The sequence below is a fragment of the Myxococcales bacterium genome (genome assembly GCA_016703425.1).
In the GTDB taxonomy this organism is placed as follows: Bacteria; Myxococcota_A; Polyangia; order Polyangiales; family Polyangiaceae; genus JADJCA01.
Window position 1 is genome coordinate 87,891 of sequence record JADJCA010000013.1, and the last position, 25,691, is coordinate 113,581.

Annotated in this window: 19 protein-coding genes and 1 pseudogene; 12 read left to right on the forward strand and 8 right to left on the reverse strand. The window is 68.5% G+C overall.

All coding sequences use genetic code 11. The annotated features are described in order from the left end of the window. The first annotated feature begins 10 nt into the window (after window positions 1-10). From IPG50_25350 to IPG50_25360, 3 genes are read left to right on the forward strand one after another with little or no spacing between them, the layout of a single operon-like run. On the forward strand, window positions 11-1,087 hold the full coding sequence (locus tag IPG50_25350; GenBank protein MBK6695511.1) for an ATP-dependent 6-phosphofructokinase: 1,077 nt from the start codon (window positions 11-13) through the stop codon (window positions 1,085-1,087). Window positions 1,088-1,090: 3 nt separating this feature from the next. Then, the gene (locus IPG50_25355; GenBank protein ID MBK6695512.1) at window positions 1,091-1,711 is read left to right on the forward strand and encodes a class I SAM-dependent methyltransferase; all 621 of its coding nucleotides are present in this window, start codon (window positions 1,091-1,093) and stop codon (window positions 1,709-1,711) included. Beyond that, a complete protein-coding gene (locus IPG50_25360; protein MBK6695513.1) occupies window positions 1,708-2,598 on the forward strand; it encodes an aminotransferase class IV in 891 nt (296 codons plus the stop codon). The genes IPG50_25355 and IPG50_25360 overlap by 4 nt, the downstream gene beginning before the upstream one ends. Before the next feature lie 38 nt (window positions 2,599-2,636). Here IPG50_25360 and IPG50_25365 read toward each other — a convergent pair whose 3' ends face one another. Further along, window positions 2,637-4,532, reverse strand: coding sequence for a hypothetical protein (locus tag IPG50_25365; GenBank protein ID MBK6695514.1), 1,896 nt, complete (start codon window positions 4,530-4,532; stop codon window positions 2,637-2,639). 145 nt (window positions 4,533-4,677) lie between these two features. On the opposite strand from IPG50_25365, the gene IPG50_25370 reads away from it, so the two are divergent. Next, entirely contained in the window at window positions 4,678-5,934 is a 1,257-nt protein-coding gene (locus tag IPG50_25370; GenBank protein MBK6695515.1) for a fibronectin type III domain-containing protein, read from the forward strand. A gap of 57 nt (window positions 5,935-5,991) precedes the next feature. Here the strand turns inward: IPG50_25370 and IPG50_25375 are convergent, their stop codons facing one another. Genes IPG50_25375 through IPG50_25395 form a run of 5 tightly spaced genes read right to left on the reverse strand, consistent with a single transcriptional unit; the run spans window position 5,992 to window position 10,778 of the window. After that, window positions 5,992-6,801: an RMD1 family protein gene (locus tag IPG50_25375; protein ID MBK6695516.1), complete on the reverse strand. Its 810-nt coding sequence runs from the start codon at window positions 6,799-6,801 to the stop codon at window positions 5,992-5,994. 17 nt (window positions 6,802-6,818) lie between these two features. After that, on the reverse strand, window positions 6,819-7,079 hold the full coding sequence (locus tag IPG50_25380; GenBank protein MBK6695517.1) for a hypothetical protein: 261 nt from the start codon (window positions 7,077-7,079) through the stop codon (window positions 6,819-6,821). Between the two features lie 9 nt (window positions 7,080-7,088). Further along, on the reverse strand, window positions 7,089-9,197 hold the full coding sequence (gene glgX / locus IPG50_25385) for a glycogen debranching protein GlgX (GenBank protein ID MBK6695518.1): 2,109 nt from the start codon (window positions 9,195-9,197) through the stop codon (window positions 7,089-7,091). Beyond that, window positions 9,194-9,652: a 4-alpha-glucanotransferase gene (locus IPG50_25390; GenBank protein MBK6695519.1), complete on the reverse strand. Its 459-nt coding sequence runs from the start codon at window positions 9,650-9,652 to the stop codon at window positions 9,194-9,196. Before IPG50_25390 ends, glgX begins: the two co-directional genes overlap by 4 nt. Beyond that, window positions 9,603-10,778 carry a 4-alpha-glucanotransferase gene (locus tag IPG50_25395; GenBank protein MBK6695520.1) on the reverse strand — a complete coding sequence of 392 codons (1,176 nt, stop codon included), beginning with the start codon at window positions 10,776-10,778 and terminating at the stop codon, window positions 9,603-9,605. Before IPG50_25395 ends, IPG50_25390 begins: the two co-directional genes overlap by 50 nt. 78 nt (window positions 10,779-10,856) lie before the next feature. On the opposite strand from IPG50_25395, the gene IPG50_25400 reads away from it, so the two are divergent. Further along, on the forward strand, window positions 10,857-11,642 hold the full coding sequence (locus IPG50_25400; GenBank protein MBK6695521.1) for a hypothetical protein: 786 nt from the start codon (window positions 10,857-10,859) through the stop codon (window positions 11,640-11,642). On the opposite strand, the gene IPG50_25405 is transcribed toward IPG50_25400, so the two are convergent. After that, window positions 11,623-13,431 carry a hypothetical protein gene (locus IPG50_25405; GenBank protein MBK6695522.1) on the reverse strand — a complete coding sequence of 603 codons (1,809 nt, stop codon included), beginning with the start codon at window positions 13,429-13,431 and terminating at the stop codon, window positions 11,623-11,625. The genes IPG50_25400 and IPG50_25405 overlap by 20 nt on opposite strands. A 490-nt stretch (window positions 13,432-13,921) precedes the next feature. On the opposite strand from IPG50_25405, the gene IPG50_25410 reads away from it, so the two are divergent. Then, the gene (locus IPG50_25410; protein ID MBK6695523.1) at window positions 13,922-14,845 is read left to right on the forward strand and encodes a trypsin-like serine protease; all 924 of its coding nucleotides are present in this window, start codon (window positions 13,922-13,924) and stop codon (window positions 14,843-14,845) included. 22 nt (window positions 14,846-14,867) lie between these two features. Here IPG50_25410 and polA read toward each other — a convergent pair. Further along, a pseudogene (polA, locus tag IPG50_25415) lies at window positions 14,868-17,610 on the reverse strand (DNA polymerase I). A gap of 203 nt (window positions 17,611-17,813) precedes the next feature. Between polA and IPG50_25420 the strand changes: the two are divergent. From IPG50_25420 to IPG50_25445, 6 genes are all read left to right on the forward strand, one after another. Beyond that, a complete protein-coding gene (locus IPG50_25420; protein ID MBK6695524.1) occupies window positions 17,814-19,202 on the forward strand; it encodes a protein kinase in 1,389 nt (462 codons plus the stop codon). Window positions 19,203-19,218: 16 nt separating this feature from the next. Beyond that, window positions 19,219-20,580, forward strand: coding sequence for a hypothetical protein (locus IPG50_25425; protein ID MBK6695525.1), 1,362 nt, complete (start codon window positions 19,219-19,221; stop codon window positions 20,578-20,580). A gap of 184 nt (window positions 20,581-20,764) precedes the next feature. Continuing rightward, window positions 20,765-22,279 carry a glycosyltransferase gene (locus IPG50_25430; protein ID MBK6695526.1) on the forward strand — a complete coding sequence of 505 codons (1,515 nt, stop codon included), beginning with the start codon at window positions 20,765-20,767 and terminating at the stop codon, window positions 22,277-22,279. Between the two features lie 258 nt (window positions 22,280-22,537). Further along, window positions 22,538-22,894 (forward strand): integration host factor subunit alpha, encoded by a 357-nt coding sequence (locus tag IPG50_25435; protein MBK6695527.1) that lies wholly within the window; start codon window positions 22,538-22,540, stop codon window positions 22,892-22,894. Window positions 22,895-22,948: 54 nt separating this feature from the next. Further along, window positions 22,949-23,572, forward strand: coding sequence for a MerR family transcriptional regulator (locus tag IPG50_25440; GenBank protein MBK6695528.1), 624 nt, complete (start codon window positions 22,949-22,951; stop codon window positions 23,570-23,572). Window positions 23,573-23,771: 199 nt separating this feature from the next. After that, the gene (locus tag IPG50_25445) at window positions 23,772-25,613 is read left to right on the forward strand and encodes a TIGR04551 family protein (protein ID MBK6695529.1); all 1,842 of its coding nucleotides are present in this window, start codon (window positions 23,772-23,774) and stop codon (window positions 25,611-25,613) included. The last annotated feature ends 78 nt before the right edge of the window (window positions 25,614-25,691 follow it).

Consider the following 25,691-nt stretch of genomic DNA (forward strand, 5'->3'; position numbering starts at 1 on the left):
GGGGCTCGCCATGGCTCGACGCGTCTGCATTGTCACCGGCGGGGGCGACGCCCCTGGCATCAACGCGGTCTTGCGGGCCTTCGTCCACGCGTCGTCGCCAGACATCGACGTCTTCGGCGCACGCTTTGGCTTCGAAGGTCTGATGGACGACGAGACCATCGTGCCGTTGCCCATCGCGGCGGTGCGCGGGATCTTGCCGAAGGGTGGCAGCATCCTCGGGTGCTCGACGCGCGTCTATCCGTTCTTCGTGCCGGTCCCCGGCGGTTCGGCAACCCACGACCTCGGTCCTGACATCGTCGCGCGGCTCCAGCGACTCGAAATGGAGGGGCTGGTCCTTATCGGCGGCGACGGCACCATGGCGGCGGCGAAACGGTTCATGGACGCGGGCCTTCCGTGCGTGGGAATCCCAAAGACCATCGACAACGACATGGGCGGCACCGATCAGACCTTCGGCTTCGACACCGCCCTGGACACGGCAACGCGCGCCGTCGACGCGCTTCACTCGACGGCGGAATCGCATCGTCGGGTGATGATCCTCGAGGTGATGGGTCGCTACGCAGGCTTCATCGCCCTCGAGTCGGGCGTCGCCGGCGGCGCCGACGTGGTCCTCCTGCCCGAGATTCCCTACGACATCGCCCGCATCGTCGAGAAGATCGAGGAGCGTGAGCGGCTCGGTCTGCGCTTCACCATCGTCGTCGTCGCGGAAGGCGCCGCGCCCAAAGGCGGTGTCGTCGCAGAGATCGAGGGCGGCCGCCCGGGCCACTTGCCGCGCCTCGGCGGCGCCGGCGCGAGACTCGCGCTCGAGAGCGAACGCGCGTGCCCGTCAGCCGAGGTGCGCGTCACGGTGCTCGGTCACTTGCAGCGCGGGGGCAGCCCGTCAGCTTTCGATCGGGCCCTTGGCTCGCGCTTCGGCGCGGCCGCCGCGAGGCTGGTCCGCACTGGCGAGTGGGGCAAGATGGTGAGCCTGCGGGGGACGCGCATCGAGTCGATCCCGATTGAGGCGGCGCTCTTGGAGAAGAAGGTCCTGGACCCGCAGGGGGAGTACGCCACCGCTGCGCGACTCCTCGGCATCACGCTCGGGGACTAACTCATGCTTCGAAAGGTCAAAGAGTCGCTCCTCAAGACCGGCTGGTCTTTGGGTCTCTACACGCCGCCAGACCGCGCCACGCTCGCGGTGCTCTTGCGCCGCTTCGCCGCGAACGCCAGCGTAAAGCGCGTGCTCTTCGTCGGCGTGAAGGCGTACAACCGCGACCTGCCGGCCATCTTCGCGCCGCGCACCTTCGCGACCATCGATCCGACTCCGGAGGTTGCCGCGTTCGGCGGAGACCCGCACTGGATCGACGTCCTCGAGAACCTGGAGGCGCACACGGGGCCGTCCTCCTTCGACCTCGTCGTTATGAACGGCGTCATCGGCTTTGGCCTCAACGAGCCGGCGAACGTCGAGCGCGCGCTGCGGCAAGTGCACCGCGCCCTGGTGCCCGGCGGCACGCTCCTCTTGGGAATCAACGAGGAGATCGCGACGCACGTCGACCTCGCACGCGTCGAGGCAATGAAGCACTTCGTCGCGCGTGACCTGCCGGGATTCGGGGCGCCGCGCCTCGTGCTTCCCACCCCTTTCCGCGAGAAGACGCACACCTTCGCGTGCTTTGAGCGCTCGCCCGGCGACGCAGACGGGGGCCAGCACGCGAGCGCGTCGGAGCCGGTGCGTTGATCGTCACGGCGATCATCAACGGCCGCACCTCGGGCGCTGACGACGGAACCGTCAGCGTGTTCGACCGCGGCTTTCTCTACGGCGACTCGGTCTTCGAGGTCTTTCGTACCTACGGCGGCGAGACGCCCACGGCGGAGGCGCACCTCGCTCGCCTCGCGGCCTCCGCGGAGCTTGTGCGCATGGCGGCGCCGGAACCGGAGCTCCTTCGCCGCGAAGTTGCGCAAGCCATCGCTGAAGCGCGCCGTGACGGCGACGAGGGCGACCTTATGGTTCGCGTCATCGTCACGCGCGGCGGCGGCATGGCGCTAGCGTTCGACGACGAAGGCAGGCTCGGCACGCGCGTGATCATGGCGCTCCCCTTGCGAGCGCATTCGCGCGAGCTTTACCGCAGCGGCGTTGGGGTGATGCTCGCGTCAGCGGCGAGGACGACCGACGGGACCGACGCCATGGGCGCCAAGGTGTCGAACTACCTCCGAGCGTTGCTCCTGCTGGACGACGCCAAGCGCCGCGGGGCGCACGAGGTGCTGCTCGTGGACGAGCGCGGGGCCGTGAGGGAAGGCGCCACATCGAACGTCTTCGCGTGGCACGGCGACCGGCTCCTCACGCCGCCCGCCGGCGACATTCTGGTAGGCATCACGCGCGGGCACGTGCTCGCCGCCGCCCGCGACCTCGGCGTCGCGGTCTCGGAGGAGCGGCTCACGCGCGAGGCGTTGGCTTCGGCGCGTGAGGTGTTCATCACGTCGAGTCTGAGGGAAGTGATGCCCATCGTGTCCGTCGACGGACGCCGCGTTGGCGACGGTGCTCCGGGAGCGATGACGCGGCGCCTTCATGGAGACCTGCGAAGGCGCATCGCACCGAAACACACGGCCGCCATGCCGTGGGAATAGGGCGCGGCGCCTGCCGCCCGCGAGGGCGGCGCTTCCTCCTACTTCCTGAGAACGATCGCCGGCGGCGGGGGAAGAGGAATGGGGCCCGTGCCGATGCGGGTCCCGTTGTTCTCAAAGCGTGTGTCGTCAGATACCACGAGTTCGAGGCCCTCCGGCTCGCGGGTTGTCAGGCTGAGGGTCGTTCCGTCGATGGCGGCGAGCCCCACCGAGTGCTCGCGCAGGATGCTCGCGCGGACCGAGCCCGACGACGACGACGCGATGAGGCCGGCCCCCACCGACTTTTGGATCACGCTTTCCGCGAGGTCAACGCACGCGTTTGCCATTGACACGATGGCGTGACCAAAAGGCTCGTCGCGTTCCTGCTCCCTAACGTTGCGGACCAAGGAGCGTGTCAGCTTCACCGAGGAGGTCTCCTCAAGAGCAAACACGCCCACAAATCGCGCGTCGTCCACCGTCGAGCTCCGGAGCTCGAGGTGCGCGCCCGAGGCGACGACCGCGCCCATGCCATACCGGCCGGCCGCGTCGCTGAGAGTGCTCAAGACCGCGCTGCCGTCGAGCGTCATGCTAGCGCCGACGACCGTCACGCCGGCGCTTCGATTCCCGACGACAACCGAGCTCACGAGGCCGAGCGTGCCGCCTCGCTTGGCGAACGCACCAGTGCCGTAGTCCTTTTGCGGTGTGCTCTTGGTGTCTTCGATAACAACCTGCGAGGCTGTCACCGTCGCGCCGTCGGACTCGAGCCCCGTGTCGACGTTCTCGGCGATACGCACCTTCGTGAGGGACGCCTCGGCCTTGTCCAAGACCGTGACGCCCCGCCCGAAGAGCTTGGCTCCATCGGGGAGCGTTCGTGCCACGAAGGACTCGGCAACGACGAGCTTCGTGCGCGCCCCGCTCGCGAAGATGCCCATCGTGTGGTTGTCGGTGATCGAGCTCCTCTGCACCGTGATGGCGGAGCCGAGCTTGCCGTACACGCCGCGGCCTTCTTTGCCCGACGCGCCGGTGGCCGTCGTGCGCACGATGGAGCCGTCGACGATGATGTTCGCGCCCTCGGCGAAGACGCCGACGTCCGCGTTCTGCTCCACGGCGGCGCTGACGAGCTCCACCGTGGCACCGCCTTCGACATCCACGCCGCGCCCGAGGCCAACAGTCGCTGAGGGAAGCGTTCCGCGCACGACGCCACCCTCGAAGCGAACGCGCGTCTTGCTCCCGACCGCAACGAGGCCAAGCTCGCGGTTTGCTTCGAGGCGAAGCGCCCGCGCGTCGAGCGTGCCCGCGGTCACGACCACGCCGCCTCGATGGCCGCTGAAGGTCAGGCCGGAGATGCTCACTTTTGTGCCAGCGCTTGCGAGGTTGAGACCAGGGGTCGTCGTCGCTCCGCTGACGCTCTCCACGCGCACCCTCTCAGTGCAGCGCCCCACGAGCGTGACGTCGCGCTTGATGGAAAGCGCCTCGAGATAGGTGCCAGCCTCCACGGCAACGACGCCGCCGGCGGCGACCTTGGTCAGAGCATCCCCAATCGTGCGCGCATGCGTCGCGTCGTCGACGCCGTTCGCGTCGACGAGGACGGACGTGCCAGTCGGAGGAAACGGCGCGGTGCAATCGTCGATAGGCTCGCAGCCACGGGCACCGAGCTTCGGCATGGTCGCGCCGGTGCAGGCGGCCGTGGTCACGACGGGCTCGCAGCCCCACCCGCTCTTCGCTGGCGCGAAGCCGAGTGGGCAGCCTCCGCTCCAACCGACGCGACTGCACTCGGCGCCTTCGAGGGGCGCTGTGCCCGCGGCGCAGGGACCATCGGGAAACGACGGCGGACACTCGACGCAAGGCGCCAGCGGGGGATCGCCCGGCGGTCCCGCGACCGCGGGCTCGGAAGAGGTGCAACCCCCGAAGGCGGCGGCGATCAGGCCCACCAGCCAAGCGAGGGCTCGTTCGCGCATGGGGGTAGTATCGCGCAGCTGGCCCGTGGCCCCAAGCTCGTCGTGGCGCGGCGCGCGCGGCTCCAACCTTTCGAACGCGTCGTCCTCGGAGGCCTGTGTAGTCTTGCACGAAGTGGGCGGGCGTGAAGTGAAAGGCAACGCGGGAATGAACGCGGCGACGGCGGCGCTGGTTGTCGGCGCCGTCCTGGTCACCAGTTGCTCGCGGCTCAGCCCTTCGATCCGCGCGGACGCGGCTCCGCCTCCCACGAAGAGGGACGCAACCGCTCGAGACGTCCCGTCCGACGGGACCGATACTGGCAGCGACGGCGGCAAGGAAGCCAACGCGGCGAACCCGGGCGTAGCGGCGAGCCCCGCGGTTGAGATCGCGCTCGAGGATGCCCCGCTCCTCACCGTGCGGGCCCTGGGACCATCTCTCATCGAGCTCACGCTTAGCGACCGCGCGCCAGCCGCGTGGAAGACCGTCGAGGTCGAGCGCCGCGTCGCGTCCGAGGAGCCTCGACAACACGACAAGTTCGAGCAAAGCACGGGCCGCCTCCGCGTCGTCGCTCCCCATCGACACGTTCACTCGGCCAAGCCGGCGACAACCTACGCGTACCGCGCGCGCACGACCGGCCCTTGGTCACCGGAGGTTATCGTTCGCACCGCCGCGCCGGGTGGCCCGCCACCGGGTCCGACGTCGTTCGATGCGAAGGCCACGACGCCGTTCGCCGTGCGGCTCTCGTGGGAAGCCGACGCGCAAATGGTCGCTGGCTTCGAGATCGAGGTGGCTTCCGATGGCAACCCGTACGTTCGTGCCGCGCTCGTCGATGCCACGGTGCGTGAGTTTGTCCACCACCATCGACTGCCGAAGCGCGAGTACAGCTATCGCGTCCGAGCGTTCAACGGGCTCGGTCCCTCGGCGCGATCCCCGGTCGTGCCTGTCACGACTCCGGAGCACGGACGCTTGGAGTCTGCTGCGCGACCTCCGTGCGAGCCGCTGCCAAAGGCCTCGCCAAACATGCCGCACGACGTCGTCAACCACCGCGGAGGCAAGTCGCTCTACAGCGTCCCCGACCGAACGAACCCGCTCAAGCGGCACCTGTTCGGTGAGTACGAAGGATGTTTTCGAGACTTCGGCGCCTTCGAGCTGCAGGACCCAAGCATCGTCGCCATCGAGGACTACGTCGATGAGGGGTTTCCACTCGTGCGTGGGGTCGCGGGGGCGGGCGAGTTTGTGGGCGCACAGCTCCACACGATGCGCTTCTCACGGGGTCGGTACACGTTGGTCGACATCGCCAACTTCTGCGGTTCGCCGGCTCCCGACCGCGATCCGGCCGACCCGAGCGTGGGCACCGAGGCCGGCGACGACCTCAGCGCGCACGCTCCCCCCTTCGAGAAGTGCCAGCGCGACTTTCGGCGTTGAGGTGCCGCTTCCTACACGCGCGCAGCCCAAGTCTGGCAGTGGCGGCACGCGGGCACCTCAGTGCTTCATCTGCGCGACGAACAACACGACCTCGATGGCGATGAGGACCACCACGAGGATCTCCAGAAACAAGCTCCGCTTCTGCTGAGCGAGGTCAACGAGGAGCTCCAGGTTGTCGTCGATCATGTGCAGCTTGTGATCGAGGGCTCGATACCGATCCTCGATCGAGAACGACTGCTTCAAATCGCGATGCAGGCGGTCCAGCTCTTCGACGTCCCACGTGAGCGCCGGCGAGTCGAGCAGCGAGAGCGTGCGGACGACGCGATTGCGGAGCGTCATACCGAGCCCCACAAGCCGCAAGAGATCCCGAACGCGGCCGCGAAAGTGGCCCATCTGCTCGAGTTGGACGGCCACCGTGTGGAGCTTGTCGACGAGGCCGTCGACGTCCTCCTCGTAGTACTCCATGGCCACCGATTGCCCGATGACGAAGGCCACGATCTCGACGATGGGAGCGCTGAGCTCGCGAACGACCGCGCCATCGAAGCTCGCGTTGGGACGCGCGACGTCAGCGCGGACCTCGACGCGAAAGCTCTCCGCGACGGGTGCGCGGGGCGTTCCGCCGGCGGGGCCACCCTCGTCGAAACGCTGCATCGCCGCGATGACGCGCTTTTGCTCCGCTTCGTCGACGCCAAAAAAGACGACCGCGCCGAAGTCGTGGAGCACGGCCCAACCGTTCCCCGAGTAGCTGGCGACGAGCGCCGTCTTCGACGCCTTGGTGAGGGCTGCCTTCCCGTCGAAGAGCGTCACGAGCTCCCGCAGCGGAACAGTCGACGCGATGGCGTAAGCCGCTATGGGGATGGTCGCCATGCGGTCCGGTGGTGGCGCTACTCCTGCCGACGCCCCGTAGGCAACACGGCCGGCATGCCGATGGCGCTCCGCGCGCGGCGCTCGCAAAACCCTCGGAGGCTCTCGACCTGCTCTTGAATCCGCGCCAGCTGGTCCGGACCGTCGGCCTCCTCGGCGTCGAAGCCGAGCTCACGAAAGGTCGATATCTCGTGCGGCTGCGCGATGTTCTTGAGCTCCGCGATGGTGATCTCGATGTACTCGAGGAGCTCGACGCGGCTGATCGGTGACGTTTGATTCACGAGCGACTCCTACGTGCTTCCCTGTGTTGTCTGCGGCGCGGGGGCCCGACGGGGCACAAACTTCAGAAGCGCCATGGCGCGGGACTCAAGATGGTACAGGCGGGGCCCATCCGCAAGGGCCTCCGGCGGGGGCGGCACGAGCGGATGATGCGTATCCACGAGGGCGATCAGCTCACGATTCGGTGGCAATACGAAGTCGAGGGGCCACGCCGCGCCATTAATGAGGAGGGCGAGGCTCGTTTCTTCGCGCGCGACGGCGCCGGGGAGCTGGCCGGGACCGTGGTGGGCGGGACCGTGACCATGGAGCACCATCATGAGCCCCCTCTCCTCGGGTGCATCCCAGTCCCTTGGGGCCATGAGCTCCCCGTCGGGCCTTAGCCAGCTGATGTCCCCGTCGCGAAAGTGGCGCTCGGGCCGCAACGCCGAGAGCTCTCGCCGGAGCGCCACGACGTGGCGCGTGAAGGCGAGCAGCTCGCTGCCGGTGGCGTCGAGGACCCAAGGAAGCCACGAGGTGGGATCGTCGAGGCAATAGGCGTTGTTGTTGCCGCGCTGCGTGCGGCCCATCTCGTCGCCGGCGAGGATCATGGGCACCCCCGGCGCGAGAAGCAGCGTCGCCATGAAGGCACGCATCTGCCGCGCCCGCGCCGTCCGCACGAGCGGGTCGTCGGTGGGCCCTTCGACGCCGAAGTTCGCGGAGAAGTTCTCGCCGGCGCCGTCGCGGTTGCCCTCGCCGTTGCGATCGTTGTGCCGCGACTCGTAGCTCACGAGATCGCGAAGCGTGAAGCCATCATGCACCGTCACGAAGTTGATGCTCGCCGTGGGCCCGCGCCCGCTGAACACGCCGCTTGATCCGGTGAGCCGATCGCCGAGCGGGCCCAAGCGCTTCTCGTAGCCATTCCAGAAGCGACGGACGTCATCGCGAAAGTGCGAGTTCCACTCGCGTAGCGGCGCTGGGAAGTGCCCCAAGACGAAGCCGTCGGGCGTCACGTCCCACGGCTCGGCGATGAGCTTCACGGTACCGAGGACCGGATCCTGATGGAGCGCGTCGAAGAACGCGGCCCCCCGGTCAAAACGGCCTCGCTCCACCCCGAGCACCGTCGCCAGGTCGAGCCGGAAGCCGTCGACGCCCATGACGCTGACCCAATAGCGGAGCGAGTCCATCACGAGCTTGAGGACCGCCGGGTGCTCGACGCGCAGCGTGTTGCCGCAGCCGCTTCGATCGACGTAGCGGCGTGGATCATCGGGCGCGAGCTCGTAGTAGCTCTTGTTGTCGATGCCACGAAAGGACAGAGTCGGCCCCGCCTCGTCGCCCTCGCAGGTGTGGTTGAAGACGACGTCGAGGATCACCTCGATGCCCGCACGGTGGAGCGCGGCCACCATCGCACGAAACTCGCGAATGGCGTTCTCGGGCTTGGTGGCGTAACGCCCCGCCGGCGAAAAGTACGAGAGCGTGTTGTAACCCCAGTAGTTCGTCTGACCGCGCCCTTCGACCTTCCGCTCGCTCACGCACTCGAAGACCGGCAGGAGCTCCACCGCCGTGACGCCGAGCGCGCGCAGGTGCGCGATCGCCGGCTCGGACGCGAGCCCGAGGTACGTGCCGCGCAGCTCGGAGGAAACGTCAGGCATGAGCTTCGTCATGCCTTTCACGTGAAGCTCGTAGAGCACCGTGTCACGCCAGGGCGTCTTCGGTCGCGCGAAGAGCCCCGCCTCGCTGACGTCGCTTTCGCTCGAGGTCGGAAACGCGATGACCCCGCGCGGCACGTGCTCAGAACTGTCGCGGTCGTCGGGGCGATCCGCATCGGGCGCGTAGCCGAAGACGGGCCCGTCGAAGTGAATGCGGCCCGCGACGCGACGCGCGTAGGGGTCGAGCAGCAGCTTGCTGGGTGCAAAGCGGTGGCCCGCCGCCGGCTGATACGGGCCGTGCACACGATACCCGTAGGTGTCCCCTTCCCTGACCGAGCGGAGGCGCGCCTCCCAGATGCCCACCTCGCCACGGGAAAGGGCGACGCGCCGCTCGCCCGCGGCGTCGAACAGGCAAAGGTCGACGGCGTCGGCGTGCTCCGAGAACAATCGAAAGACGAAGTCGTCGCCGTCGCGGGTCACGCCCAACGCGGTCATCGCTTCGCCTCGCGGAGCAGCTGCGAGGTCACCTTCGCGCGCCGCGCGACCGCCACGTCCGTGGCGAGCGCTTCGATGGGCGTGGCCATTCGAGTGGTCCAATTCTCGGGCCCGACGGTGCCCGGCGTGTTGATGCGTTGATCTTCGCCGAGGATCTCTTGCAAGAGGGCAAGCGCGAGCGAAGAGCCGCTGCCGAAGAGGCTCCGCATGTGCGCCTCGAAGAGCGCGTCGCCGGTCGCGTGCGCAGCCACGTCGGCTCCCGAGCCCGCCATCATCGCGGTGATGGCGCCTCGATCGGCGGGCGTCATCTCGCGCCACCAGAGCGCGATGGGCGCCGTGTCGTGGGTGCTCCACGTCGCGACGCTCAGCGGCGGGAACGACCGGGGGTCCCGCACGACGTCGCCGTCACGCTCCCACGGCAGCACGCGATAGCCGGGGATCGACAAGGAGCGCATGACGCCGCGCACCCAGTGCGGGATGACGCCAAGATCCTCCGCCACGATGGCGCCGGGCCCGGCCTCGCGCACCATCGCAGTGAGCACGGCGCGGCCGCGCGCCTCTTGCACGCGCTCGCTGGGCAGGTCGAAGTGCCCCTTCTGCGCCGCGCGGCTTGATCCACTGGCGGAAATAGCCGACCACGTGATCGATGCGGAAGAGGTCGTAGAGCTGCCGCGCGCGACGGGTCCGCGCCGTGAGCCACGAGAACCCCTCTTGCTCGAGGCGCGCGAAGTCGTAGGCAGGGAGACCCCAGTCCTGGCCCTCCTCCGAATACGCATCGGGCGGCGCGCCGAGGGAGACATCGGTCCGAAGGAGGTGCCGGTGGGCCCACGCGTCGGCGCTCTCGCCGCCAACGATAAACGGGAGGTCGCCCATGAGCGCGACGCCGCGCTCCTTGAGCGCGCGCCTCGCGGCGGCCCACTGCTCGCCGGCCACGAACTGCGCGTAGGCGTGCTGCAAGATGGGGCGCGCGAGCCGTTCGCGGGCCTCTTGGAGCGCCTTGGGCTCGCGATCGCGGAGCCCCACGGGCCACGTTGACCAGCCGTGCTCCTCGCGCTCGCCTCGAATCGCGACGTAGAGCGAAAGGTCGTCTTCCCAGACGCCGGCCTCGTTGCGAAACTCACGGAACGCGCGGGCCCGCGGCGTATCGTGCGCGATCTCGCGCTCGACGAAGCGCTGAAAGGCGCGGCTGAGGACCCGCTCCTTGATGGCGCGCACCGCCACGTAGTCGACGGCCTTCCGCGCGCGCAGCGCGGCAAGCTCGGCTTCGCCGGAAGGTCCCAAGGCGTCGTGGAGGACGCTCGCGTCGAGCTCGGGCACGTCGCGGAGCGAGATGTAAATCGGGTCAAGGCCGAAGGCCGTCCGCGCGCCGTAGGGGCTCGTCTCGCCGCGAGCGAGCTCGAAGGTCGGCAAGAGCTGGAGGACCCTAAAGCCCACGCCGCGCGCCCAGTCGCCGAGACGCGGGAGATCGCCGATTTCACCGATGCCAAAATCTCGGTGGCTGCGGAGCGAGAAGAGCGGCACCGTGAGGCCGGCCCTTCGCTCCGGCTCGCGATCACCGGAAGCACCGGAAGAGCGTGTCATGGTGAGAGGATCGCGCATTGTGGATCGGTCGCGCAAGCTCAAGGAACCTTCCACCGGGTACGTTGTCGAGTCTTTTGCATGACCCGTTCTCCGCGGCCCTTCGAGATCAGCGTGTCGCTCATGCTCGGCGTCTCGCTGGCGCTCCACGCGGGGGCCTTCGCGCTCGTCGGCCGGCAATGGGTCTCGCCTCCCGCAGCTACGCCCCAAGCGTCAGTGCTCACCGGCGACACGCTCGAAGTGCCGGGTCTCTCCGAGCAAGAGGTCGTCACCGAGGTCGATGACCTCGACGTGGTCCCCGAGCTGCATGAGCCCGCGCCGACAAACGCCGCGGGAGCCGGTGAGCCTGCTCCGAAGCGGCGCGCCTCGCCGCCGAAGCTCCGTGTGAAGGGCGGCGCGGCGACCAGCGCGGCGGCCAGCGACGACGCCCCGGCGGCACGATTCGGCGCCGTCGGCGAGCGCGGTGCCGTGGATCTCGCGACGGCTTTCACGCGCGGCTTCCCGCAGGCCGCCAGCTCCGATCCGATCTGGGCCGGTGCTCCCTTTGGCGCCGCCGGCACGCTCACCGCCGTGCTCACGCTCGACGACGGAGGGACGCTCGTTGAGGCGCGCATCGAGGGGACTGGTTCGCCGGCCTTGCGCCAGGCCCTCAGCCGAACGGTCGCCCTGGTGCGCGGTAGAACGTTCGTCGCGCGCGCCAAGACCACGCGCCTCGTGGTGGTGGGCACGGTCTCCCGCGACACCGTGAAGAGCGGGGCCTTCGGCGACGTCTTCGCCATCGGCGGCAGCTACGTCGGCAACGCCGGCAGCGCCTTCTTCTCCCTCGCCATCGGGCGGCGCGTCGACGTCACCGTGACGAGTCGATAGCGAGCGCGGCGTCGTCAGCGTCTGCCAGCGCGCGACGCGACGGGCGACTTCGCTCACTCAAGGGCGGCACAACGCGCTCGAGAATGAGCAGCTTGTCCTCGGCGAACTTCACGCGATAGTGCCGCGGGATGAGGGCCACGACCTCGGGCGGCGAATCCCACATCATCACGTGGTCGAACTCGGGCGTGACGACGGCCCAGAAGTCCGCCCAGCGCTGACGCCACGTGTTGCCGCAGTCGGGCTCCACGATGCCTGCCGTGCGGAGCATGCTGCACTCCCACTCGGGCGAGACCATCGTTGGTGCGTAGGCCTCGAGCACCAGGTGGTTGAGCTGGATCGGCGGCGGCTTCCGGTACATGACGGGAAACGAGCGTGAGTGGGCGAAGAGGAGCGGAGCGCTGGTCTGCTTCTCCGTGACGTAGAAGCCCCACGCGTGAAGGACGCTCCGCGTGTTCACGCTGGAGGCCTTCTGATTGAACATGAGGGGGAGGAGCTTGGCCCCTTGCGGCACGTGGGGAATCCCCGCGGTCACCTTGGCCCGATCGGCGTCGAGGCGCACGTAGTCGATGCCCATGCCGCCGCTGTAGAGGAGCGCGGCCACGGCGAGCGCGGCCGTGAGGCGGCGGTCGATGCGAGCGGGGACGCGGAGCAACATCGCGATCCACAGAAACGCGATGAACCGCGAGTTGACGTGGAACCAATTCGTCGCGACGTAGGGCGTGCCGAAGTAGAACGCGAAGAGGACCAGCGCCGCCGCGGGTCCGAAATACGTGGGCGCCTCGAAGCGGCGCCGAAAGGCCAAGATCGGGATGACCAGCGTCGGCAGGAGCGCCGAGAAGGAGAGCCACGTGAAGCCGAGCATCCACTCGGCGAACATGTTGTAGAAGAGCTCCCACGGCGGGAGATCGCGGCGGAGCGCCACGAAGCCATGCATAGCGCCGGCGGGCTCCGTGAGCTGCACGAGGACCGACCAGAGCGTTAGGGCGAGGACCGGCACCTGCGGCCCGAAGAACAGGAGCGCCTCGCGCAGCCGGCCGCGCCAATGAAGGCGCCAGCGCTCGTCTGTGGCCGTCGCGCCGTCGGCGGGACGCCACGCGTAGAGCACGTGCACGAGGCCAAGCAGGCCCGCGATGAGAAGGCAGAAGACGTGCGAATACCAAGTGAGGAACGAGGCGGCGAACAGGGCCACGCCGTGCTTCAGGGTCGGTGCGCGGCGATGCCGGTCGGCGGCCATCAGCACCAGGAGCGCGCACGGCACGCCGAGGGCGAAGTCGAGCATGCCCATCGACACGAACCAGTTGTGGACTGTGGGCCAAGCCAGAAGGCTGGCGACAACCATCCGGCGTCGATCGGTGAACTGCAAGAGGAAGTGGGGCAGCACAAATGCCCCGGCGGCGATGACCGCCAACGAGAAGAGCTTCGCGGCCAGCTTGTTGGAGGCGAGGCCACCCACGAAGTAGAGAAACGAGAAGAGCGCCGCGTTGGTCTTGAAGAGGCCGTTCGAGACGAACTCGGGGTACCGCTCCGGATGCTGTATGACCGTGAGCGCCGCGAGGTGGTTCGGCAGGTCCTGGAACGGCGGCACCTCGGTGAGGGCGACAGGCCAAGCGGCCAAGACGAACAGCACCGCGCCGGCGGCCCAGGCGAGGCGTTGGTCGCTCATGCGCTCGAGCTGCTGGCTCACGCGACCGGCCAAGGTGGCGGCCCCCACGCCGAGGGCCTCGAGGGTCGGCGGCGTCGTCGGCTCCGAAGGGAGCTTGCGGGCTGCGATGGTGGCCTTCTGGGACATGAGGACGCTAAAACGCGAGGGACCGCGAGGACCCGGTACGACGAGGCGAACGGCCGGCGCGATGCAAAGGCCGACCCAGGCAAGGCGACGTTTCCGGAGAAGCCCAAAGAAACCGCCCAAAACAGTAGAAAATCGCGCGAACCCTACTCGGCGGGCCCCCCCGTGTCCAGCCGAGGGCCACACGGCCAGCATGACAGGAGGGTCGCGGTTCGCGAGGGGGGCTTTTCCCCCACCCAGAGACGCGAGCGCTGGCCTGCGCCGTGCACGATGGGGTGCGATGCCTTCCCGTCCGTGCGGCGCTCGAGTGCTCCTTCCCGGAGTATTGACCCGCCTTTGTGGTGGGGCCGCGCGGCGCTCCGGATCGACGAAGGCCCGGTACCGTTGGATCGCGGCGACGGTCGCCCTCGCCGGCTGCGCGCCCGCGGCACCGTCAGACGGGGCAGCGTCTGAGGGGCGGGACGTCCGCGTCGCCACCCACGACACGTCCGACATGACCATCTTCGGCGGTGCGCCCGACGGCGAGGTCGGCGGCGTCGTAGCGCTGCGGGTTGGCCAGGCGGCGCCCTTCGAGATCTGTTCGGCGGCCCTCATCGCGCCCAACGTGGTCCTCACGGCACGTCACTGCGTCAGCCGCATGGTCGCCTCGAGCGTCGTGTGCACCGACCGCGGGACGTCCGCCAACGGTGAACACGTGGCCCGAGACCAGGCCATCGAAGACATCTCCGTCTTCGTGGGCCAGGCCCCCAACTTCGCCACAACGCCAGCCGCGCGCGCCTCGTCGATCGTGCACCGTGGCGGCAGCTCGCTCTGCAACGGCGACATCGCCCTCGTCGTCCTTGATCGCCCCGTCTGGAACGCGGCGCCGCTGCGCGTACGCCTCGGTGGCAGCGTGCGGCCCTACGAGCGCGTCCGCGCCGTCGGATACGGTCGCAGCGACGTCACCGATCCGCTCGGCCGAAGGCTTCGCCGCGACGACATCGACGTGCTCGCCGTGGGCGCGCGACTGACGGCCTCTTCGACGGCGCTCGGCGATCGCGAGTTCGAGGTCGGTCGCTCGATCTGCCAGGGCGACTCGGGCGGGCCCTCCATCGACACGAACACGGGAGCCGTTGTGGGCGTCGTCTCGCGCGGCGCTGACTGCCGCCAAGACTACGGCCACGTTTACACGCAGACCTCCGGCTTCGAAGCGCTCTTCGCGCGAGCGCTCAAGCTCGCCGGCTCCACGCTCACCAACGAAGAAGGCCTCGCGCTCAGCTCGACGGACCTCGGCGGCGCCGATGGCGCCGGCGCAACCTCCGACATTGAGGGCGGCTGCAGCGTCTCTGGCCCGAGCCGCGCGCCTCACGGCGCCTTCGCGATCGCCCTCGCGTGCGTCGCGACGTGGTTCGGGCGCCGCCGCCAACGTGCGCGGTAGCGTCTAGCGCTTGGCCTCGCGGCTACTTCGCCTTCGCCCAGTTCGGTCCGGCGCCGGCATCGACGACGAGCGGCACGTCGAGCTTCATGGCGTTGGCCATGACGTCCCTCACCTTCGCCATCGCGTCCCGGACCTTGCTTTCCGGCACTTCAAACACGAGCTCGTCGTGAACCGTCAGCACCATGCGCGCGCCCGCGACCACGTCGCCAGCACCGAGACGCACCATCGCGATCTTGAGGATGTCGGCGGCCGAGCCCTGGATCGGCGTGTTCTTCGCGATGCGCTCGGCCTCCATGCGGAGTCCTCGATTGGCCGAGTGGAGGTTCGGCAAGAAGCGCCGACGGCCCAGCACCGTGCGCACGGCTTCGCCGCGGCGAGCGCCTTCCACCGTCTCGCGCATGAAGCGCTCGACGCCCTCGTAGCGGCGAAAATACGCTTCGATGAACCTCGCGGCTTCGGCGCGCGGGATGTCGAGCTGACGCGCGAGCGCCGCCTCGCCCATGCCGTAGATGACTCCGAAGTTGATGGTCTTCGCGCGCCGCCGCATCTCCGCGGTCACAGCGTCCTTGGCCACGTCGAAGATGAGCTGCGCTGTGTGCCCGTGCACATCGGCGCCGCTCGTGAAGGCTTCGAGGAGCTGCGCGTCGCGAGACAGGTGCGCCAGGACGCGGAGCTCGATCTGCGAGTAGTCGGCGCTTACGATGAGCGACCCTGGCGGCGCGACGAAGGCGGCGCGGATTTCGCGACCGAGCTCGCTCCGGATGGGAATGTTCTGAAGGTTCGGGTCGGTCGACGAGAGGCGCCCCGTAGCGGCGACGGTCTGCTGAAAGCGCGTGTGGATGCGACCCGTTTGCGGGTTGATGGCCCGCGGCAACGCGTCGATGTACGTGCCCTTGAGTTTGTCGATCTCCCGGTACTCGACGACGACCCGCGGCAAGTCGTGTTGCTCCGCGAGCTCCTCGAGCACCTCCGCATCGGTGGAGCGGCCCCCCCTTCGGCGTCTTCTTGAGCACCGGCAGACCGAGCTCGTCGAACAAGATGGCCTCGAGTTGATCGCGCGAGCGCAGCGAGAAGTCGCGCCCCGCGATAGACCGAGCTTTGGCCTCGAGCGCACGAAGCTCGGCCTCCACGCGCTGGCCGAGGCCCGCTAAGACCGCCACGTCGACGAGGACGCCGGTCCGCTCCATCGTCGCCAGGACGGACGAGAGCGGCAGCTCCACCTCATGGAGGAGCGAGCCGAGGCCCTCGCGCTCGACACGGCCTGCGAGCTTCACCGACGCGCTGAACGTGATCTCGGCGTCGCTCGCGGCAAAGGGCGTGGCTTCGTCGATGGGCAGCTGGTCAAAGGGGACCTGCGCCCCCTTCTTGCCCTTCGCCGCGCCGTCACCGTACGCACGGGCCTCCACGCCCAGCTCGCGGCGTGCGAGCTCCTTCAGGCCGGAAGGCGCCTCCGGGTCGATCAGGTACGCCGCGAGCATGGGGTCGAAGGTCTCGCCGGCGAAGCGGATGCCCTCGCGCGCGAAGAGGACTTCGGTGCTCTTCAGGTCGAACACGACCTTGCGCACCTCCGTCGACGCGAGCACCGGAAGAAGCGCGCCTTGGACCTCCGCCCGCGTGAGCTGCTTCGGCGCGCCGAGGTAGCGGTGCTCGACCGGCACGTAGTGACCCACGCTAGGTCGAGCCGCGAGCGCAACGCCCACGAGGTCGGCGCGCATCGGGTCGGTGCTTGAAACCACGACGGAGAGCGCGAGGGTGCCGCTCTTCTTCGCGTCCGCGAGGACCGCCGAGAGCGCCGCGAGGTCGAGGATCGCCTCGAAGGTGCGAGGCGCCGCCGGCGCCGGCTCGAGCTGATCGAGGTGCCGGGTAAACTCCAATTCCGTGAAGAGCGCGCGGAGCGCCCCCTGGTCGGCGCCGCCGTATCGCAGCGCCGCGAGATCCCAGCGCACGCTGACGTCGGCTTTGAGCGTGACGAGTCGCTGGCTGAGGCGCGCGTCGGCCTCGTGCGCCACGAGGGCCTCTTTCAGCTTCACGCGCTTGATCTCACCCACGTGTGCGTAGACGCCATCGAGCGATTGGTACTCGCGCAAGAGGTCTGTGGCCGTCTTGGGTCCGACGCTCGGCACGCCGGGAACGTTGTCCGACGTGTCCCCCGTGAGCGCGAGGTAGTCGCGCACCTTGCTCGGCGCGACGCCGAGCTTCTCCTCGACCTCGCGCGGGCCATAGACCTTGTCGCGCATCGAGTCCCAGAGCACGACATCGAACTTCTCGTCATCGACGAGCTGCATGAGGTCCTTGTCGGAGCTGACGATGACGGTCTTGAGGCCCGACGCGCGCGCATGCGCCACCGCCGACGCGATGAGGTCGTCGGCCTCGACGCCGTCTTCTTGAAAGATCGGAATGCCGTAGGCACGCACGAGGGCCTCGCAGCGGGCCATCTGTTGCGACAGGTCCTCCGACGGCGGCGGACGCGTGGCCTTGTAGCGCGCGTCGATGGCTTTGCGGAAGGTCGGCCCGCGCGAGTCCATCGCCACGGCGAGGTAGGCCGGCTTCCGATCGCTCACGACCTTCTGGAGCATGTTCACGGTGCCCATCACCGCGTGCGTCGGCTCGCCCTTCGACGACGAGAGCGGCGTGATGGCGTGGTACGCGCGAAAGACGTAGCCCGAGAGGTCGATGAGGTAGAGCGTCTCCGGATCGCCTTTGGCGGGTAGCTCCGCGGAGGGGCCGGTTGCCGTCGAGTCGACCTTCGCGGGGCGAGCTGCCATGGCCCCCACCTTCAGGCGGCCTCACGCCGAGCGTCAAGCGTAACCCTCCGTTGGCGGCGCGCTGTGGCCCGCGGTTCACGCGGCCCAGGTTCTCACGACGAAATCGAGGTGCGAGCCGGCGCGACCGTTGCTGGACGCTCGTCACCTCCACGGATACCCTCCATGGGCCGGTGCGAACGCACGCTCATCGGCCGCGCCCGCTCATGTCTGACCCGAACGCACCGCCGTCCCAGTCGCTGGTCGCTGGCAAGTACCAGCTGGGCCAGCTCATCGGGCGTGGCGGCATGGGAAGCGTTTGGGAAGGGCGGCACGTGTCGCTCGGCACGCGCGTGGCCGTGAAGTTCATCGAGAAGGAGTACTCGGACAGCGACGAGGCCCGAAAGCGCTTCCACAACGAAGCGAAGACCGCGGCGACGATCCAATCGAAATACGCGGTCCAGATTTACGATCACGGCGTCACCGACGATGGCCGCCCCTTCATCGTCATGGAGCTGCTCGAGGGCGAGGGCCTCGACAAGCGCCTTGAGCGCCTCGGTCAGCTCTCGCTGCAAGAGGTGGCCCGGGTGCTGACGCAGGTGTGCCGCGCGCTGCAACGCGCGCACGAGGCCGGGATCATCTATCGGGACTTGAAGCTCGAGAACATCTTCATCCAGCGCTCCCTCGACGACGAAGACGAGATCGCGAAGGTGCTCGACTTCGGCATCGCCAAGATCCGCAGCGTCGACGGAACGACGCTCAGCAGCAGCACGAAGACCGGCGCGGTTCTCGGAACCCCCTTCTACATGTCGCCGGAGCAGGCGCGCGGCCTCCGCGAGATCGATCACCGGACCGATCTCTGGTCGCTCGGCGTCATCGCCTACAAGTGCCTGATCGGCGTCTTGCCTTTCGACGGCCAATCGCTCGGCGATCTCCTCGTGAAGATCTGCACCGCGCCGCTGCCGGTCCCCTCGGAGGCGCGCGCCGACCTCCCGCCGGCCTTCGACGCGTGGTTTCAAAGGGCGCTCGATCGCGATCCGGCCGCGCGTTTCGGCTCCGCCAACGAGCTCGCGGACGCGCTGGCCTTCGCCGCGGGGCTCAGCGTCAAGCGCGGCCCCGCGAGCTTCCCGCAGTCGGCGCCGAAAGCCGCGCTGGCGATTAGCGGCACGAGCGCCACGGAGCCGGGCCTCGGCGCCACGTCCGCGCCGCTGACGCACACGTCGCCAGGCACCACCAAGCGCACGAGCGCGGCGGCCGTGGCCGGTGTCGCCGCGCTGACCCTGATGCTCGGCGCTGGCGGCGCCGTGTTTTGGTCCTCGCGAACGCCCACGAAGGTCGCGTCCGCGCCGCCGGAGCCGAGCCAAGCGGCACCGCAGCTCAGCGCATCGACGGCGCCCGCCGCGGTCCCGACGACGGTTACGGCCGTCGAGCCGACGCCCATCGAACCGGCTGCCGTAGCCCCGGCGCCGCCGAAGGCGCGCCCCGGAACCAAGGGGAAGGCCGGCGGCGCGACGACCGTCAAAGCAGAGGTCAAGGCTTCCGCCAAACCCGACCCCAAGTCCGAGCCGGAGCCCGTCAAGCCGACGAAGCCGAAGCAAGGCGACCCGGGCTTCTAACCCTCAGGTGACCCGATTGCGTTCTTTCACTTCGCTTCGCTCCGCCCTGCCCGTCGTCCTTGCCTGCGAGCTGGCGCTGGCGGTGGCAGTCTTGCCGCGCGTCGGCGCCGCGCAGACCATCGGCGACGCCGATCGAAAGGCGGCGCGCGAGCTCTACTTCCAGGGCGAAGGATTGCAAAATACAGGCAAATTCGCTGACGCCCTCGAGAAGTTCCAGCGCGCGCAGTCGGTCGTCAACGCGCCAACGACCCTGCTGCACATCGCCGAATGCCAAGCCGCGCTGGGCAAGCTCGTCGAGGCCGCGGAGACCTACCGCTCCGTGGGCCGCTTCAACCTGCCGCCCAACCCGCCGCAGGCCTTCGTCGCAGCCCAGAGCCAGGCGGCCGGGGAGCTCGCCCAGCTTGAGCCGCGCATCCCTGAGCTCACCGTCGACGTGACACCGCCGAACGTGCCTACGCTTCAGGTCGCCATCGACGACCAACCGATCCCGCAAGCGCTCGTCGGCGTTCCGCGCCCCTTGAACCCGGGGGTCCACAAGGTCGTCGCCCAGGCGCCCGGCTACTCGCGCGAAGAGAAGTCCATCGAGGTCAAGGAGCGCAGCAAGCAGAAGGTCGCCCTCGACCTCAAAGCGACGGGCGCCGTGACCTACGCCCCCGCGGGCGCCGCCGCGCTCAGTCCCGCGCAGCCGAGCCCGCAAGAAGCCGCGCGACCCGACAAGCCGCCGCCCTACGACGCCGCCAAAGAGGCGCCGAAAGAGCCCGAGCATCGCTCGCGCATGAGCATCATGCTCGGGCCGCGCCTCGGCCTCACGGTGCCGACCGGCGATCTGCCGTTGGCGAACGGCACCACGACACCGATGAAGCAGTTCGCCAGCGCCGGCGCGAGCTTTGGCGTTCAGGCGGCCTTCCGCTTCGTGCGGGTCTTGTTCGTGGGCGGCCAAATCCAGGCCGACGGCTTCGGAGACGGCGACAAGGCCCTGACGCAAAAGCTCAGCGGCGGCCTCGGCACATTCACCTTTGGGTGGAACTCGAACCCCGACGGCTTCGGGGTCATCCTGAACGTCGGCGGCGGTTATCGCTGGTACACGGCGGAGGACACCATCGCCGACACAGGCAACATCACGCGGACGCGCACGGAAAAAGGCGGCGGGGGCGCGGCGCAGTTCGGGTTCGGCTTGCACATTCGCGTGGCCAAGGTGCTTCGCCTCATCCCCAAGGCCGAGGTCGACTTCGGCACCCTCAAAGCCGACACCACGACCAACCCCAACGCCGACGGCCGGTTCACCTTCGTGTTCTTGGGCCTCGCCGGCGACTTCGACATCAACCTCGATCGCGGTCCCGCCAAGAGCACGGCCACCCTGCGCTCGCTTCGCTTCTGACGAGGCGGCGACCCGCCGGGGAGCCGTTTCCGCCCCTGAGATTCGCCGGAATCTCAGCCGGACGGCTTTTCTCGAGGCGCGGAGGGGTCAGAACGGGGCCCGTAGGCCCAGGTCGGACAACATCCTGCAACGAATTACAGGTTCATGACAAAGCCCGGGGGGTCGAGTGCTTTGCTGATCCGCCATGAACTACGTCCTCTGCTCGGCGTACTTCGCTGTGCTCCTGCTCCTCGCGATGTATGGCCTTCACCGGTCGCATCTCGTGATCACGTGCCTGCGACACAAGAAGCGCCTCGAAGCCATGAGCCAAGACGCTCCGGCTGTTTTGCCTTCGCATTTGCCGCAAGTGACGATTCAGCTCCCGCTCTACAACGAAGCGACCGTCGCCACCCGTCTGCTCGATCACGTGGCTCGCATCGACTACCCGCGCGACCGCCTCGAAATTCAAGTCCTCGACGACTCGACCGACGAGACCCGCGCGCTCTTGCGGTCACACGTGGAGCGCCTTCGCAAGCAGGGCCTCGATGTGGTGTACCTGCACCGCGTCGATCGCGTGGGGTACAAGGCCGGCGCGCTCGACGCAGGGCTCGCGGTCGCCAAGGGCGATCTCGTCGCGATCTTCGACGCTGACTTCCTGCCGCAACCGGACTTCCTTCAGCGCATCGTCCCCCACTTCGTGGCCGACGAGAAGGTCGGGATGGTCCAGGCCCGTTGGGGTCACCTGAACCGTGACCACTCGATGCTCACGAAGACCCAGGCGCTCATGCTCGATGGGCATCACCTCGTGGAGAATCGGGCGCGCTCGGCCGCCGGGTGGCTCTTCAACTTCTCGGGCACCGGCGGCATGTGGCGCCGCGAAGCCATCGCGACGGCCGGCGGCTGGCAACACGACACGCTCACCGAAGACCTGGACCTCAGCTACCGCGCGCAGCTCGCCGGCTGGAAGTTCCTCTACCGCGAGGCCGTCGTCAGCCCCGCCGAGCTCCCGGAGGACCTGAGTTCGTTCCGAGCCCAGCAGTTTCGCTGGGCCAAAGGCACCGTCCAAACGGCTCGGAAGCTCCTCTTCTCGAAGGTCCTACGCGCCGACCTCACCTTCGCGCAGCGCGTGGAGGCGTTCTTCCACATGACGCCGCACTTCGCCTACCCGCTCATGGTGGTGCTCAGCGTGCTCTTGTTGCCGGCGCTCTTGTGCATGCCGGCCACCAACCCGCGCACGATGCTCCTCATCGATCTCCCGCTTTGCCTCGGCACCACGGGGTCGCTCGCCGCCTTTTACGCGATGGCGGAGTCGGCCCAGGGTCGCCCGCGGCTCGGCGCCCTCAAGCAGCTGCCGGCGCTCCTCGCGCTCGGCGTCGGCATGGCGCCGCACCTGACGAAGGCCGTCTTCGAAGGCCTTCGGCAGATGGCCGGCGAGTTCGTTCGCACGCCGAAGAAGGGCATCTCGCAGGGCCGCTACCGCGCGCGCACCAATCTCCCCTTTATGGAGATCGGTCTCGCGCTCTTCTCCTTTGTGAGCACGGTGGCGTCCGTGCAAACAGGGCACTTCTTCGCGACGCCGTTCGCTGCGCTTTTCGCGTCAGGCTACGGGTACGTCGCGCTCCTCGTCTTCGCGGAGCAAACGGGCCGTCGTCGTGGCGCTTCGGTTCCGGCGCCGGCGCTCGAGAGTTCGTCGCTCGCGGCGGAAAAACTGGCCGCCTAGCCGTTTTGCCGGCGTCGACCGCATAAGCGTGCACGGCGGAGGCCCGGCTCCCAGCGCGGTCGCTACGTTGTGTCCACGGGCACGGGGCACGGGGGGGGTCGTCGGTGACCCCCTCGCGGCTCCACCAGGACGAGCAACTCCGGAGAAACCGGGCGCTTTTCGCTGGCGCCCCGCCCGAACTGACGCCTATTCTCTCTCCTTCGCAGGCGGGACCGCGGCGAGCGCCAATGCCAGCGCCAATCGGGGGTGGAGTCGACAATGACGAAAGCAGAGATCGTCCAGGCTCTCTATGCACGTGTCGGGGGCTTCTCGAAGAAGGAATCGGCCGATTTGGTCGATCTTGTCTTTGAGATGATCAAAGAGACACTAGGCAAAGGCGAGAAGGTAAAAATCAGCGGCTTTGGCAACTTCGTGCTGCGCGACAAGCGGCAGCGTCCGGGGCGCAACCCGCAGACCGGCGAAGCCATCCAGATCAGCGAGCGCCGCGTCCTCACCTTCAAGGCGAGCCAAATTCTCAAGCAGACTCTCAACAAGAAAGACGGCGCCAACGGCGCCGCCGTAGCCGCAGCGCCCGCCGGTTCACCGGCTATGGGCGAACCGCTCCACAAAGACTGATCGCGCGGCTCGCCCCCCCCACCCACCGTTTCCAACGTCGACGGAACGCCCCGCATGGCCGAAGAGAAGCTTCCCGAGAAGCCGTACTACCGGATCGGCGAAGTCTCTTCGCTGGTCGGCGTCGAGCCGCACGTGCTGCGCTACTGGGAGCGAGAGTTTCGCACCATCCGCCCGCAAAAGAGCGCGCGCGGGCAGCGCGTGTACTCGCGGCGCGACGTGGAAACGCTCATGCGGGTCCGGCAGCTCCTCTACAAGGACGGCTTCACCATCGCGGGGGCACGGCGCAAGCTCCAGCAAGACCGCGTGGCGTCCGAAGAGGACGCCACGATGGCGCCGGCGACGGCTAGCGCTGCGGTACGCGAACCCCAAGCCGCGGAGGCGTCGTTGCCCGACGGCGCGCGACCGGCCGTCGCGCCGTTGAGTTCGCCCTCCTTGTTGGTCGCCGGCGCTTCCCCATCGCCGGACGAGCCCCGTCGCGCGAAGACCAGGACGCGAACGCCGTCGCTGCCGCTGTTTGCTGCGGAGAGCGCCGAGAGCGCGGCACCGGCGGTGGATGCGCCCCGGCCTGAGGGCGCTCGAGACCGCGACCTTCGAGAAGCGCCGGCGGGCCTCGAATTGCGCGCGGTGCTGAGGGAGCTTCGAGGCGAGATTGAAGTCTTCCTCGAAGACCTTCGGTAAGGCCTGGCGTCTCTTTCGCTCGCACGCTCAACGCGGGCCCCGCAGCGCCTCTCCGTGGCGCCCAAGACCCCAACGTTTATGCGCGCCTTGCAGGCCGGGCCCGTGTTAGAAGGCCCCCGATGGTAGGTCCGGTAGGATCGCGGCAAGTCGCTTCGCACGCCCCTCGCGCGCAGCAATCTCTCGTGGCTGCGCCGCTTTCGTGGCGCTCGCCGTGTTGGTCTCCGCGAGCTCCGCGTTCGCGCAGGCGACCGACGCAGCGCCGGCACCGGCGGCTCCCGCGCCGGGCTCAGCCCCGGCGGGCGGCGCGGCTGGCACACCCGCACCCGCCGCCGCGCCGTCGACGCTCGCTCCGGCTGCATCACCGCCGGCGGCGGTGCGCGCCCCTCGCCCTGCGCTCGTTGGCGGCTTGCCGAGCGTCGACCCCGCCGTCGACGCGAAGGATCTGGCGAAGCAGGGCGGCGAGCGCCCGAACGACTCCCTCGAGCGCCCCACGGAGGTCTTCAGCGAAGACTGGTGGGGGCGAACGCGGCCGGTGCTCGAGCTGCACGGCTACTTCCGAACGCGTGGCGAACTCCTGCACAACTTCTCGCTCGGCCGTCACGACAACGTGGGTCAAGCGCTCTGGGGTCAGCCGCTCGACAACACGTACACCGATCGCGCGGGCGTCGAGCACGCCGTGAAGCTCTGCGGAACCGACCCGGCGAACCCGAGCAACTGCAGCGACAAGTCTCAAGCGACGGCCAACCTCCGCTTCCGACTTACGCCCGAACTGCACATCTCGGACAACCTCCGGGTCTTGTCGCAGGTCGATGCGCTCGACAACGTCGTCCTCGGCACGCCCTTCAGCAGCGTCGGCGGCGTACAAAACTCCATCGAGGTGAAGCGCGCCTGGGCCGAATACGCGACGCCAGTCGGGCAAGTCCGCTTCGGCCGCATGCCCGATCACTGGGGTCTTGGCATGCTCGCGAACGCGGGCAACGGCCTCGATCACGATCACCAAAGCACCATCGACCGCATCCAGTTCGTCACGGGCCTACGCGCCCTCGATCTCTACTTGGGCGGCTCGTGGGACTTCGTGAACTCAGGCCCCACGCGGCAGCTCGAGGCTCTCGCCGGCTCTCCCTACAGCGCCGGGAACCTGGTCAACGTCGACCAGTGGTCAGCCTTCGTCGCGCGCCGCATGAACCCCGACTTGCAGCGCCTCGCGCTGGCGCGCGGCAACGTCGTCGTCAACACCGGCGTCTACGCGACCTACAGCAAGCAGCTGCTCGACGTCGCCTTCGGTCGCGCCTTCGATCCGACCACCGCCGACAACGGCCTCGAGCGGCGCGGCCTTGAGGTCCTCACGCCGGACCTCTGGGTCCAGCTCCTGTGGAACAAGCTCCGCATCGAAGCCGAGGGCGTCGCCAAGTACGGCTCCGTCGAGCGCTTCCAATCGGCGCAGAACGCCAAAATTCGTCAGTTCGGCCTCGCGACGCAGACCGAGTTCCGCGCCATCGAAGACAAGCTTCGGTTGTCCTTCGGCTTCGGTTGGGCGAGCGGCGATCCCTGGGTCGAGGGCCTCACGGCTCGCGGCGCCGGTCTCCCGCAGCGTTGGGGCGACGGCGCCATCTCAACCTTCCGAATGAACCCGGCCTACCAGGTCGACCTCATCTTCTTCCGCCGCATCTTGTCGGCCGTGGAGGGCGCTTATTACTTCCGCCCCTCCGTCGAATACGACTTCCTCCGCAACCCGAACGGACAAAAGTTCGGTGGCATCGCGACGATCATCTGGAGCCGCGCCAGCGAGTACACCCAGACGCCCGGCAACCGGCGCGACCTCGGCGTCGAGCTCAACCTGTCGCTCTACTTCCAGGCCAAAGACGGCTCGTTCAACGACAACCCGGACCGCGTCGGGGGCTTCTACTCGATGCTCCAATACGGCGTCTTCTTCCCGCTCGGAGGCCTCGACTACCTCCCCGGCGAAAAGACGCTTCTCCTGCCTAACTGGGACACGTCGAGCGCTCAGACGGTACGCCTCTTCTTGGGCGTCGCGTTCTGAGTCGGCACGCATGACGCCGAGGGCCCACGCGGCCTGTCCCTTGACGTGGCCCGCGCCAAACGAAACGCTGCCGAGTTG

Coding starts and splice junctions, on each gene's coding strand:
- IPG50_25350 (MBK6695511.1), top strand. CDS start 11: ATGGCTCGACGCGTCTGCATTGTCACCGGCGGGGGCGACGCCCCTGGC.
- IPG50_25355 (MBK6695512.1), top strand. CDS start 1,091: ATGCTTCGAAAGGTCAAAGAGTCGCTCCTCAAGACCGGCTGGTCTTTG.
- IPG50_25365 (MBK6695514.1), bottom strand. CDS start 4,532: ATGCGCGAACGAGCCCTCGCTTGGCTGGTGGGCCTGATCGCCGCCGCC.
- IPG50_25370 (MBK6695515.1), top strand. CDS start 4,678: ATGAACGCGGCGACGGCGGCGCTGGTTGTCGGCGCCGTCCTGGTCACC.
- IPG50_25375 (MBK6695516.1), bottom strand. CDS start 6,801: ATGGCGACCATCCCCATAGCGGCTTACGCCATCGCGTCGACTGTTCCG.
- glgX (MBK6695518.1), bottom strand. CDS start 9,197: ATGACCGCGTTGGGCGTGACCCGCGACGGCGACGACTTCGTCTTTCGA.
- IPG50_25390 (MBK6695519.1), bottom strand. CDS start 9,652: ATGCGCTCCTTGTCGATCCCCGGCTATCGCGTGCTGCCGTGGGAGCGT.
- IPG50_25395 (MBK6695520.1), bottom strand. CDS start 10,778: ATGACACGCTCTTCCGGTGCTTCCGGTGATCGCGAGCCGGAGCGAAGG.
- IPG50_25400 (MBK6695521.1), top strand. CDS start 10,857: ATGACCCGTTCTCCGCGGCCCTTCGAGATCAGCGTGTCGCTCATGCTC.
- IPG50_25405 (MBK6695522.1), bottom strand. CDS start 13,431: ATGTCCCAGAAGGCCACCATCGCAGCCCGCAAGCTCCCTTCGGAGCCG.
- IPG50_25410 (MBK6695523.1), top strand. CDS start 13,922: ATGACCATCTTCGGCGGTGCGCCCGACGGCGAGGTCGGCGGCGTCGTA.
- IPG50_25420 (MBK6695524.1), top strand. CDS start 17,814: ATGTCTGACCCGAACGCACCGCCGTCCCAGTCGCTGGTCGCTGGCAAG.
- IPG50_25430 (MBK6695526.1), top strand. CDS start 20,765: ATGAACTACGTCCTCTGCTCGGCGTACTTCGCTGTGCTCCTGCTCCTC.
- IPG50_25435 (MBK6695527.1), top strand. CDS start 22,538: ATGACGAAAGCAGAGATCGTCCAGGCTCTCTATGCACGTGTCGGGGGC.
- IPG50_25440 (MBK6695528.1), top strand. CDS start 22,949: ATGGCCGAAGAGAAGCTTCCCGAGAAGCCGTACTACCGGATCGGCGAA.